Source organism: Bacillus sp. ZY-1-1 (assembly GCF_003047165.1).
Lineage (GTDB): Bacteria > Bacillota > Bacilli > Bacillales > Bacillaceae > Bacillus > Bacillus velezensis.
Genome location: NZ_CP027061.1, coordinates 1347540 through 1360518 on the forward strand (window position 1 = coordinate 1347540; position 12979 = coordinate 1360518).

9 protein-coding genes are annotated in these 12979 nt (G+C 46.2%); 8 read left to right on the top strand and 1 reads right to left on the bottom strand.

Annotated features, from left to right (window positions below; genetic code table 11):
* The first annotated feature begins 60 nt into the window (after positions 1–60).
* Together C5I45_RS07055 and C5I45_RS07060 are read left to right on the top strand one after the other, a co-directional pair.
* Positions 61–627, top strand: a complete 567-nt coding sequence (locus C5I45_RS07055; protein ID WP_003152789.1) for a TetR/AcrR family transcriptional regulator — start codon at positions 61–63, stop codon at positions 625–627.
* 27 nt (positions 628–654) lie between these two features.
* Positions 655–3816, top strand: a complete 3162-nt coding sequence (locus C5I45_RS07060; protein ID WP_107994299.1) for a bifunctional cytochrome P450/NADPH--P450 reductase — start codon at positions 655–657, stop codon at positions 3814–3816.
* 149 nt (positions 3817–3965) lie between these two features.
* Here the strand turns inward: C5I45_RS07060 and C5I45_RS07065 are convergent, their stop codons facing one another.
* The gene (locus C5I45_RS07065) at positions 3966–5174 is read right to left on the bottom strand and encodes an MFS transporter (protein WP_003152792.1); all 1209 of its coding nucleotides are present in this window, start codon (positions 5172–5174) and stop codon (positions 3966–3968) included.
* A gap of 124 nt (positions 5175–5298) precedes the next feature.
* On the opposite strand from C5I45_RS07065, the gene C5I45_RS07070 reads away from it, so the two are divergent.
* The 6 genes from C5I45_RS07070 (at position 5299) to manA (ending at position 12952) form a co-directional block, all read left to right on the top strand.
* Complete coding sequence (locus C5I45_RS07070) at positions 5299–6183, top strand: LysR family transcriptional regulator (RefSeq protein WP_107994300.1); 885 nt, start codon at positions 5299–5301, stop codon at positions 6181–6183.
* 67 nt (positions 6184–6250) lie between these two features.
* Positions 6251–6733, top strand: a complete 483-nt coding sequence (gene ybaK, locus C5I45_RS07075; RefSeq protein WP_048368160.1) for a Cys-tRNA(Pro) deacylase — start codon at positions 6251–6253, stop codon at positions 6731–6733.
* Between the two features lie 46 nt (positions 6734–6779).
* A complete protein-coding gene (locus C5I45_RS07080) occupies positions 6780–7697 on the top strand; it encodes an MBL fold metallo-hydrolase (protein WP_072588437.1) in 918 nt (305 codons plus the stop codon).
* A 229-nt stretch (positions 7698–7926) separates the two neighbouring features.
* Complete coding sequence (locus C5I45_RS07085) at positions 7927–9879, top strand: mannose transport/utilization transcriptional regulator ManR (RefSeq protein ID WP_024085639.1); 1953 nt, start codon at positions 7927–7929, stop codon at positions 9877–9879.
* 152 nt (positions 9880–10031) lie between these two features.
* Entirely contained in the window at positions 10032–11990 is a 1959-nt protein-coding gene (locus C5I45_RS07090; RefSeq protein WP_024085638.1) for a fructose-specific PTS transporter subunit EIIC, read from the top strand.
* A 14-nt stretch (positions 11991–12004) separates the two neighbouring features.
* Complete coding sequence (gene manA / locus C5I45_RS07095) at positions 12005–12952, top strand: mannose-6-phosphate isomerase, class I (protein WP_025853021.1); 948 nt, start codon at positions 12005–12007, stop codon at positions 12950–12952.
* The last annotated feature ends 27 nt before the right edge of the window (positions 12953–12979 follow it).

Consider the following 12979-nt stretch of genomic DNA (forward strand, 5'->3'; position numbering starts at 1 on the left):
TTTTAAATATTTTGAACAAACGGAATGAATATTCATTCCGCATCTGGAAAGGGGGATGAAATGACAGCTTCAAACAAGGTTGAACTCATTATGAAAGCGTCGCTTACTTTGTTTACAGATAGAGGATTTGACGCCACGACGATTCCGATGATTGCCGCTCAGGCCGATGTCGGAACCGGCACAATCTACCGTTACTTTGACAGTAAAGAGACACTTGTGAACGTACTGTATCAGGAAAGTGCGCAGCGTTTTATGAAAAAAGTCAAAACGGACTTTCAGGGTATCTCTGTAAGAGAAGGGTTTCATCACCTGTTTTATTGTCTGATTGATTTTACGAAGGAAAGTGAGTATGCATTGTTTTTTCTTGAAACGAATAAGGACGCCTACTTTCTGAATGAAACGAGCCGTAAGCTTCTTGATGAAATAACACAGATGCTTGACGTCTTTTTTCAGCGCGGCAAGTCTGAAGGTGTGCTCCGCAATCTGCCGTCCAATGTGCTGATGGCGCTGCTGCTCGGGGCATATCTCAAACTCTATCAGCTTATCCGGACGGGAAGCGTCGAAATAACAAAACCGTTTCTGAAAGAACTGGAACAATGTTCTTGGGATGCCATCAGAACTCATTAATTATTCGCCGAAGGAAGGAAGATCGATATGAAACAGCTAAGCGCTATACCGCAGCCGAAAACATACGGACCTCTGAAAAATCTCCCTCACTTGGAAAAAGAAAAACTGTCACAATCGCTCTGGAAAATTGCCGAAGAATACGGCCCGATCTTTCGTTTCGAATTTCCGAGCTCTGTCGGGGTCTTCGTCTCAGGCCGCGAGCTCGCGGCAGAAGTCTGTGATGAAAAGCGATTTGATAAAAACCTCAGCAAAGCCTTGCTGAAAGTCCGTGAGTTTGGCGGTGACGGACTATTTACGAGCTGGACTCACGAAAAGAATTGGCAGAAAGCGCATCGGATTTTATTGCCGAGCTTCAGCCAGAAGGCGATGAAAGGCTATCATTCAATGATGCTTGATATTGCCATGCAGCTCGTGCAGAAGTGGAGCAGATTAAATCCGAATGAAGAAATTGACGTTGCCGAAGATATGACGCGCCTGACGCTGGATACAATCGGCCTGTGCGGATTTCATTACCGCTTTAACAGCTTTTACCGCGACACACAGCATCCTTTTATCACAAGTATGCTTCGCGCGCTGCAGGAGGCAATGCGCCAATCGCAGAGACACAGCCTGCAGGACAAGCTGATGATCAAAACGAGACATCAGTTCCAGCAGGATATTGAAGTGATGAATGAACTCGTAGACCGGATCATCGCTGAGCGGAGGGAAAATCCGGATGAGAATCTGTCTGACCTTTTAGCATTGATGCTTGAAGCGAAAGATCCTGTAACGGGTGAAAGGCTGGATGATGAAAATATCCGTTATCAAATCATTACCTTTTTGATCGCGGGGCATGAAACCACAAGCGGACTGCTTTCATTCGCGATTTACTGCCTGCTGAAAAATAAAGATAAATTGAAAAAAGCCGTTCAGGAAGCCGAGCGGGTGCTGACGGGAGAGACACCTGAATATAAGCAGATTCAGCAGCTGACATATATCCGCATGGTGTTAAACGAGACTTTGCGGCTGTATCCGACTGCCCCGGCATTTTCCCTGTACGCGAAAGAAGATACGGTTCTCGGCGGGAAATATCCGATTGCGAAAGGACAGCCGGTGACGATTCTGACTCCGCAGCTTCACCGGGATAAAAGCGCGTGGGGAGAAGATGCCGAGCTATTCCGTCCGGAAAGGTTCAGCGATCCCGCGGCAATTCCGGCTGATGCGTATAAGCCGTTCGGAAACGGACAGCGCGCATGCATCGGGATGCAGTTTGCCCTGCAGGAAGCGACAATGGTGCTCGGCCTTGTCCTTAAACACTTTGAACTGATTGATCATACTGATTATGAGCTTACGATTAAAGAAGCTTTAACCATTAAGCCCGGTGATTTTAAAATCCGTGTAAAAAACAAGGACGTGTCCAATCATCAGCCCGTACAAAACCATAAAGCTGAAGGCGGCGGTCACAAAGAAGAAACGAAAGAAATCCCGTCCCACGGAACGCCGCTTCTCATTCTTTACGGTTCAAATTTGGGAACTGCGGAAGGAATCGCGGAAGAGCTGGCTGACATCGGCAGAAGCAAAGGATTTTCAACTGAAACCGGCCCGCTTGATGATTATGCCGGGAAACTGCCTGTAAAAGGCGCAGTCGTTATTGTGACGGCTTCTTATAACGGGGCGCCGCCTGATAATGCGGCGGGTTTTGTGAAATGGACGGAAACCCTTGAGGATCAGGAATTAAAGGGTGTTTCTTACGCCGTCTTCGGCTGCGGAGACCGCAACTGGGCCGCCACTTACCAGAGAATCCCCCGCCTGATAGACAAAGTGCTTGAAGAAAAAGGGGCAAAACGGCTGACTTCTATCGGGGAGGGCGACAATGCCGATGATTTTGAGTACAGTCAGGAAGCCTGGGAAGACTCATTCTGGAAGGACATCATGAAGGCTTTTCATATAGAGGCCGCTCCAAAACAGGCAAACAAATCACAGTTATCAATCGAATACGTAAGTGAAGCAGCCGAGACGCCGATTGCCAAAACGTACAAAGCATTTGAGGCGGAAGTCATCACAAACAAAGAGCTTCATACCGAAAGCAGCAAGCGTTCAGTCCGGCATATTGAGCTGCGTCTCCCGAAGACCGAAACGTATCGGGAAGGAGACCATCTCGGGGTGCTTCCGCAAAACAGCGGGGAACTGATCAGCCGTGTCATTCGCCGATTCGGTCTCGACCCGAATCAGCACTTTAAGATCAAGGGCCGGCAGCTGCCTCATCTGCCGATGGACCGGCCGATTAATGCGCCGGAGCTTTTGGCGTCATATGTAGAGCTGCAGGAACCGGCAACGAGAGCCCAGCTTCGCGAACTTGCCGCCCATACCGTGTGCCCGCCGCACCAAAAAGAATTGGAGCATCTTTATTCTGACGATGCGGCATATAAAGAAAACGTGCTGAAAAAACGAATGACCATGCTGGACCTGCTGGAAGATTATCCGGCTTGTGAACTGCCGTTTGAGCGCTTTTTAGAACTTCTGCCGTCCTTAAAGGCGCGCTATTATTCAATCTCAAGCTCACCGAAGGCAAACAAAAGGGAGCTCAGTATCACGGTCGGCGTTGTGACGGCTCCGGCGTGGAGCGGCCGGGGAGAATACAAGGGCGTGGCTTCGAACTATTTAGCCGGATTACAAAATGGCGATTCTGCCGTCTGTTTCATCCGCTCGCCGCAGTCGGGTTTCGCATTGCCCGAAAATACGAAAACGCCTCTCATTATGATCGGAGCAGGCACCGGAATTGCACCGTTCAGGGGATTTATCCAGGCGCGGGCTGCAGAAAAAATGTCCGGTAACAGCCTGGGCGAAGCTCATTTATACTTCGGCTGCAGACACCCTGAAGAAGACGATCTGTACAAAGATGAATTCGACCATGCGGAGAAAAACGGCCTTGTCACCGTGCATCGGGCGTATTCCAGATTAGATCAGGACTGTAAAGTTTACGTACAGGATGTCCTGCTTCGCGAGGCTGCACAGATTATTGCGCTTCTTGACCAAGGCGGCCATCTCTATATATGCGGAGACGGAAGCAAAATGGCTCCGGCTGTCGAAAATGTACTGCTTCAGGCGTATGAAAAGGTGCATAACACTGATTCAAAAGTTTCCTCGAATTGGCTTGAACAGCTGCAGGCGGAAGGAAGATATGCGAAAGATGTTTGGGCAGGTGTGTAACAGAAGCGTAAGGCAATTGAAGATTGTGTTTTAATTGAAGAAAGCCGGCACGATATTTGAAATCTACTGAATCAAAAGGAATAGTTATAGGGAGTATCGTGCCGGCCTTATCTTTAGTATCGGACAAAAGACACAAATCTTTAATGTTTTTATTGATTTACATGCAGGCGGCTATGTCCCTTTTTTCTGAATTCCGCCACAAATAAAATTGGATAAGACAGCAATAGCAAAACCGAAATAAATGAAATGATACCGATCCAATGAAAATGCGTCCAAAAGAAACCGCCGCAAGACCCGGCCGCGCTTGACCCGATATAGTATGCAAGCAGATATAATGAAGAAGCTTGCGCGCGCTGATCACCGGCTGCTCGGCCGACCCAGGCGCTTGCAATTGAATGTGCGCCGAAAAAGCCGAAGGTAAACACGGCAATGCCCGCAATTTTAAGGGCAAGCTGGGGCAAAAGTGTCACCGCTGCGCCGGCAAGCATAACAAAAATCGCAATCTTAATCATTTTTGCACTTCCGAAAAGATCTGCTTTTTTCCCCATATAGACAGAGCTGAACGTTCCCGCGAGATAGACAATAAAAATAAAACCGATTACAGTCTGTGACAAATGATAAGGAGCCGCCATTAAATGAAAGCCGATATAATTATATAATGTCACAAAACTCCCCATTAATATAAATCCCAGAGATATTAACAAAAGCAGCCGTTTGCGGTGTAGAACCGCTCCGTATTCCTTACATGCCGCTTTTACGCCCGCATGCCGCTGAGATGAATGGCGCGGAGCCGGAAGAAAACGCCAAAACAAATAGCTTAATATAATAGAAAGAATGCCGATAATGGCAAGCGCCGGCCGCCAGCCGAATACATCAGTCAGAAGCCCCGTTAACAGCCTGCCGCTCATTCCCCCGATGCTTGTGCCGCTGATATACAGGCCCATCATTTTCCCGAGGCCCTTCGGATCAAACTCCTCGCCTACATATGTCATAGCGACAGCAGGAACGCCTGCCAGAAAAATACCGAGCAGCCCCCTCATCGCCAAAAGCGCCGGAAAAGCCGGACTGAACGCTGTTAATAGACCTAAAACAGAAGTGGCTGTTAACGACAGCACCATTAATTTTTTTCTGCCGAATCCGTCAGACAACGAAGCAGCGGCCAATAATGAAAATGCCAAAACGGCTGTTGAGATGGATAAAGTTAAGCTGGCAGCCGCAGCGGAAATATGAAACTCTTCCGAAAACAAAGGCATAAGCGGCTGTGTCGTGTAAAGCGTGGCAAATGTCACAAAGCCGCTGATAAACAGTGCCAAGCTGGCCTTTCTGTAAGCCTTTGTATGAGGCTGAATAAACGTCATGAATGTCCCTCTTTTCTCACTGTTGGTTATATATGTATCGTACGCTTTTCATTTCAATGTGTCTAATTTATAATAACTATAGAATTAATGCGTGTAGGTTATGAAGAAAGGGGAGAAGGAGAAAATGGAGCTTCATCAAATTGACAACTTCATTGCGGCGGCAACTCATCAGCATTTCACAAATGCGGCAAAAGAAAGAATGATTTCTCAGCCGGCATTAAGCCGATCGATTATCAGGCTCGAAGAAGAATTAGGCGCGCCGTTATTTTACAGAGAGACAAAAGCCGTCCGGCTGACAAGGCACGGAGAGCAGTTCTTAATAAAAGCAAAACAAGCGAGACGAGCTTTAAATGAAGGCGTTGAACAAGTGAAAAAAAATATGAGCCTGGAGCACGGCGAAATATCTGTATCTTTTCTTCATACGCTCGGGCTGCGCTTGATGCCTCAGCTGATTGCCGAATTTAAAAAGCTATACCCAAACGTGACCTTCCGGCTTTATCAAGGCGCAAATGAAACGCTTCGCAAAATGGTGGAAACGGGAGATGCGGATATCTGTCTCAGCTCCCCGCCGCTTCCCAGCGAGCTTTTACAATGGACAGTGCTGGAGAAAGAGCCTCTTTATGCGGTGCTTCCTGAGAACCACCCGCTTGCAGAAAATAAAAGCATTCAAATGAAAGAGATGCAGGACGAGGATTTTGTCGGATTTAAACCGGGATACGGGCTGAGATATATGTTTGATCTGATGTGCCGGGATTTGAATATACACCCGCATCTCGCATTTGAAGGAGAGGAAGTGTCAACCATATTAGGGCTGACCGCCGCGGGTCTGGGGGCTGCAGTGCTGCCGAAAACCGCGGAGCATTCATACTTTCCGGTCGTTTTTCTCCCGGTTGCAGATTACCAATGCGAACGCACCATAGCGTTAGCCCAGTTAAAAAACCATGCTCTCTCTCCCGCTTCTGAGCGTTTTAAACAGTTTGCACTTGATTATTACAAAGCACGCAACTGAGCGGTCATTTTATTAAAATCGAAGTTGAAAATAAAGCAGAAAGAAATACAGAAAACGGAGGAAAACCATGGCGAAAAAAACAGTGAAAACAAATGCTGTCCGTATCATTGAGCAGCAAAACATTCCCTATGAGCTATTAGGTTACAAAACAGAAGGGGAACAGCCCGCAGACGGTCTTTCCGTTTCACAAAAAATCGGATACTCTGCCGAATATGTTTATAAAACCTTAGTGGCATCTGCAGGAACTGATCGTTATTACGTCTTTGTCGTTCCCGTTGCAAAAGAACTGAATCTGAAAAAGGCTGCGAAGGCGGCAGGTGAGAAGAAAATAGAAATGATTGCCATGAAGGACCTTTTGGAAGTGACCGGCTATATACGCGGCGGCTGCTCTCCGATCGGAATGAAAAAAAGGTTTCCGACTTTTATTGATAGATCCGCTGAAACACTGGCGTTTATGATTGTCAGTGCGGGGAAAATCGGAATGCAGCTGAAAGTAGCGCCTCGAGATTTAGCCGAAGCAAGCGGGGCGGTATTTACAGACATTGTATAAATGTCCGGTGGATCTAATGGAATACACGTTTCAAGGGAGAATGATAATGAAAAAAAGATATGAAAACTTGAATGGCGTGAAGAATGAACATGGATTCATGGACATGTGGAAATGGATGAAAGAACGAAGAGAAAAAAGTAAAGATTTAAGCGAGAATATTCCGAAAGCGGTCACAAGGGATGTCCGTGATGTTGCCGTCAATCGGACGGAAACCGCCATAACATGGATCGGCCATTCTTCATTTCTGATCCAAATACAGGGGCTTAACATAATGACCGACCCTGTATGGGCGCGGAGGATGGGTTTTCAAAAACGGCTGACAGAGCCGGGATATGAATTGAGCGAACTGCCTGACATTGATGCCGTGCTCATCTCACATGGGCATTATGACCATCTTGATTTTCCGAGTATAAAAAAACTGAGAGGAAACCCGGATTTTTACGTGCCTGCGGGACTGAAAAAGCTGTTCATCAAAAAAGGCCGCAAAAAGGTTCATGAAATGAATTGGTGGGATCGTTTTGAGATGCGGGGGGTGAATATATCATTTGTTCCGGCCCAACACTGGACCCGGAGAACGCTTTGGGATACCGATACTTCTCATTGGGGAGGCTGGGTCATAGAAAGCGAAAACGGCGAGTCCATCTATTTTGCAGGAGATACAGGCTATTTTGAAGGCTTTAAAGAAATCGGAGAGAGGTTTCGTATTAAGGCGGCCCTGATGCCGATCGGAGCATATGAACCCGAATGGTTTATGAAAGTGTCACATATCAATCCGGAAGACGCCGTGAAAGCGTTTTTGGAGCTGAAGGCTGACAGCTTCATTCCCATGCATTACGGGGCATTCCGGCTTGCTGATGATACAGGCCCGGAAGCATTAAGCAGACTGCACGGTGAGTGGGCCCGGCGTGCATTACCTCCTGAAAACCTGAAAGCATTAGCGCTTGGCGAAACATTTTGGCTGTAACAGCAGGTTTTCGCTGCCGACACCAATCGTTTAAAAACGGTTGGTGTTTTGTTGTCAACCAAAGGTGAACAGCCTCAGTATAAAACATGATTTTTCCGGAATCTGCGGTAAAAAACAAAACTTTTTACTCTTTTGTTTCACTATACAATGAAAACGGTTTCGTATGCGCGGTATATTTAACCTATCACAATTGCTCCAGCAGAAACGGACAGGAAGGATAGAAAAACAGATGAAATACATGAATTCAAGACAGAAAAAGATTTTGTATCTGTTGTTATCTGAACCTGATGACTACTTAGTTGTGCAAGATTTCGCAGACAGGGTCCGCTGTTCTGAAAAAACGATCAGGAATGATTTGAAAACGATTGAAGATTTTCTGAATGAGCATGCTCAAGCTCAGCTGATCCGCAAACCGGGATTAGGCGTCTATTTACATATATCTGAACAGGAAAGGTCACGGTTAAGCCGGCATATTTATAATGAGCACTTTACATGCAGGCACAAGACCGATGAAGAAAGAATACTTCACATCGCTTATGATTTATTAATGAATTCAAAGCCCGTTTCCGCAAAAGAAATTGCCGCACAGCATTTTGTAAACAGAGCTTCCATTAAAAAGGATATCAGTGCGGTTGAAGAGTGGCTGAAGCGATTTGATCTCACACTGGTTTCTAAACAGCGGCTCGGCTTAAAGATTGAAGGAGACGAAAAAAACAAAAGAAAAGCATTGGCGCGAATTTCAGATTTGATTGATAATGCGGAGTTTACAAGCCAATTTATAAAAAGTAAGTTTTTAAGTCATGAAGCGGACTTTGTGAGAAAAGAAATCAAGTTATTACAAAAAAACCATTCTATCTATTTTACGGATGAAACATTTGAAAGTTTGCTGCTGCATACATTGCTGACCATCCGCCGTATCAAAATGAAACAGCCGGTCGCCATCTCTGCAAGGCAGCTGGAGGCGGTAAAAAAGAAGAAAGAATATGAATGGACACTGGCTTGTTTAAAACGGCTTGAGCCGGTATTTGCCATCCGGTTTCCCGAGGAAGAAGCCGTCTATTTAACTTTACATATAATAGGCGGGAAAGTGCGCTATCCATTGCAGCAAGAAAAGAAGCTTGATCTTGAAGATTCTGAGCTTTCCAAAGTCGTCAGGCATTTGATCAATCGCGTTTCAGAACTGAAAATGCTGGATTTCCATAAAGACCAGGAATTGATCAACGGATTGAACATTCATCTCGATCCGGTGTTGAAGCGGCTGAGCTATGATCTCTCTGTTTCAAACCCCATGCTCCACGATATCAAAAAAATGTATCCTTATTTGTTTCATCTTATCATTGACGTTTTAGAAGACATCAATCAAACATTTGATCTTTATATTCCTGAAGAAGAGGCGGCCTATTTGACCCTGCATTTTCAGGCAGCGATTGAACGGCTGCGCCGAAGCAGTCATAACCCTAAAAGGACGATCATCGTCTGCCATATGGGCATTGGCATGTCGCAATTGCTGCGGACTAAAATTGAACGCAAATTTCATCACATTACGATAAAAGACTGTATCGCAAAAGCGGAGCTGACAGAGTATATCAAAAAGCATAAAGATATAGATTTCGTCATTTCTACGATAGGGCTTGGAAATGTAACGATCCCTCATATCGTCGTATCACCGCTTTTGGAGCCTGCTGATGAAAAGAAGCTCAGCGCATTTATGCAACAGCTTGATACATCACACCGCCGGGAGCAAAAAACGTTTAAAATGCTGAATGATACGACTCCGTTTCTCGTTTTTTTACAGCAAGAGACAGAGCACCGTTATCAGGTCATTGAAAAGCTGGCGCAGGCTTTGTATGAAAAAGGCTATGTAGAAAAAGAGTATGGCATTCATGCAGTAATGAGAGAAAAAATGTCGGCGACAAATATCGGAGCGGGTATTGCCATCCCTCACGCGAACTCTAAATATATCAAACAATCAGCCATTGCAATCGCCACCTTAAAAGAGCCCATTGAGTGGGGGACGGAAAAGGTGTCGCTTGTATTTATGCTTGCCGTCAAACACGAAGATCAAAACAAGGTAAAGCAATTATTCAGTGAGCTTTCCTATCTTAGCGAGCAGCCGGCATTTATTCAAAAACTGACGGAAGAAAAAAATGTGATGACGTTTTTATCGTATTTAAACTATTAAAAGCAGGGGATGGCTCCCTGCTTTTTTTCTGTTTATAGGGAAAAATGCCGTTATTTCCGGAACTTATGGTAAAAAAACGCGCTTATCACAGGCTGATTTCAGTATAAAGTTGAGACAAGATCTTGAAATTCAGACTGCAAAGGAGGATTTATATGAAACTGTTAGCGATTACATCATGTCCGAACGGCATTGCCCATACGTATATGGCTGCTGAAAATTTACAAAAAGCAGCCGGCAGATTAGGCGTTGAGATCAAAGTGGAAACCCAGGGCGGAATCGGGGTGGAAAATAGGCTGACCGAAGAGGAAATCCGGGAAGCAGACGCAATCATTATCGCGGCGGACCGTTCGGTGAACAAAGACCGATTCGCGGGAAAAAAGCTGCTGGCCGTCGGGGTTCAGGAAGGCATCCGCAAACCGGAAGAATTAATTCAAAGAGCGCTTAGCGGTGAAGTGCCGGTCTATCAATCTGCTTCAAAAACTGAATCCGCAAGTCAGCAGGGCAAAAAACAAAACCCGATTTACCGTCATTTAATGAACGGCGTTTCTTTTATGGTTCCTTTCATTGTCGTCGGCGGATTATTGATAGCGGTTGCATTGACGCTTGGAGGAGAAAAAACACCAAAGGGCTTAGTCATTCCGGATGCGTCTTTTTGGAAAACGATTGAACAGATCGGCAGCGCTTCTTTTTCATTCATGATCCCGATTTTAGCCGGGTACATCGCGTTCAGCATCGCCGATAAGCCGGGTCTTGTCCCCGGAATGATCGGCGGATATATTGCGGCATCCGGCAGCTTTTACGACAGTGCGAGCGGCGCAGGATTTCTTGGAGGAATCATTGCGGGATTTTTGGCGGGATATGCGGCGCTTGGAATCAAAAAATGTAAAGTTCCTAAAGCAATACAGCCGATTATGCCGATCATTATTATTCCGGTGTTTGCCTCACTGATCGTCGGTTTGGCGTTTGTATTTCTGATCGGCGCCCCCGTCGCCCATATTTTCGCATCATTAACGGTTTGGCTTGCGGGAATGAAAGGCTCGAGCTCAATTCTCCTGGCATTGATTTTAGGAGCGATGATCTCCTTTGATATGGGAGGACCCGTAAACAAGGTGGCCTTTCTATTCGGATCGGCAATGATCGGAGAAGGAAATTATGAAATTATGGGCCCGATTGCCGTTTCCATTTGTATACCGCCGATAGGGCTTGGGATTGCGACGTTTTTAGGAAAAAGAAAATTCGCCGCCGCAGAAAGAGAAATGGGAAAAGCGTCATTTACGATGGGCCTTTTCGGTATCACGGAAGGAGCCATTCCATTTGCGGCCCAAGATCCCCTTCGTGTGATCCCGAGTATTATGGCGGGTTCTATGACCGGCTCGGTGATAGCGATGATCGGCCATGTGGGGGACAGAGTGGCACACGGCGGCCCCATCGTTGCTGTACTTGGAGCAGTAGATCATGTATTGATGTTTTTTATCGCTGTAACAGCAGGCTCTCTTGTCACCGCTCTGTTGGTTAATGTACTGAAGAAAGATATGGCGAAATCCCCCGCGCCCGGTGAGGTGCTGCCGTCTGCCGCACCAAATGAAGCTGCAGCGGCAAAAGAAACAAAGGAACCATCTCAGGCTGACAGCCGAAAAGCCGGGATGACCGAAATCAAAAAACTGACTGACATTATCAGCACGGACTTGATTGAACCGCATTTATCCGGCGAAACGAGGGATGACATTATCGATGAAATGATCGAGAAATTGTCCCGTAAAGGTATGCTTCTGTCTGACAGCGGATTTAAGCAGGCCATTTTGAGCCGTGAACAGCAGGGAACCACGGCGATAGGTATGAATATCGCCATTCCGCACGGAAAGTCTGATGCCGTCAGAACGCCGGGTGTCGCATTCGGAATAAGACGTTCGGGTGTTGACTGGAACAGCCTTGATGGTTCTGATGCAAAACTGATTTTTATGATTGCCGTACCGAAGGAAAGCGGCGGAAATCAGCATCTGAAAATATTGCAGATGTTATCCCGAAAACTGATGGATGACAGCTATCGGGAAAGGCTGCTCTCCGTTCAGACAAAAGAAGAGGCGTATGAGCTTCTGGAAGAAATCGAATAAAGCGGGGGATGATCATGTCTACTGAACCGATATTTTTCAATCCGGTTTTCAAAGAAAGAATTTGGGGAGGCGCCGCCCTGCGTGATTTTCACTATAATATTCCGTCCGAGCGGACAGGGGAGTGCTGGGCCTTTGCCGCTCATCAAAATGGGCAGAGCACAGTTCGAAACGGCATGTATAAAGGATGTACGCTCGGTGAATTGTGGGAGCATCACAGAGATTTATTCGGAAACCTTGAAGGAGACCGTTTTCCTCTTCTTACAAAAATTTTGGATGCGGACCAAGATCTGTCCGTTCAGGTGCATCCGAATGATGACTTTGCCAAAATGCATGAAAACGGGGAACTTGGAAAAACCGAATGCTGGTATATCATTGATTGTGAAAAAGATGCGGAGATCATTTTCGGCCACAGCGCAACAACAAAAGAAGAACTGATATCCATGATTGAGCGCGGAGAATGGGACGGACTTCTGAACAGAGTTAAGGTAAAGCCGGGAGATTTCTTCTTTGTCCCAAGCGGCACCGTTCACGCGATTGGAAAGGGCACACTTATTTTAGAGACGCAGCAAAATTCAGATACGACTTACAGATTGTATGATTACGGAAGAAAAGATGCGGACGGCAGGCTGCGCGAGCTCCATTTGGAAAAAAGTATAGAAGTGACAGACGTTCCATCTGTCCGTGAACGGCCGACCGTTCAATATAAACAAACAGATGATCTGCTGGCAGCTGTTTTAATAGAATGTCCTTATTTTTCAGTCGAAAAGTGGGTTGTAAAAGGTGAAGCAAATTTATTCCAGAATCATCCCTTCCTTCTTGTCAGCGTGATCGAAGGAGACGGAATAATAATTGCAGGCGGGCATGAACATCCCTTTAGAAAAGGAGATCACATTCTCCTGCCTTCCGGTTTGGGAGAATATAAACTGGCGGGCCATGCAAAGTGTATTGTGTCTCATCTGTGATCTTCAAAACCCTTCTCTGGCAGCAGA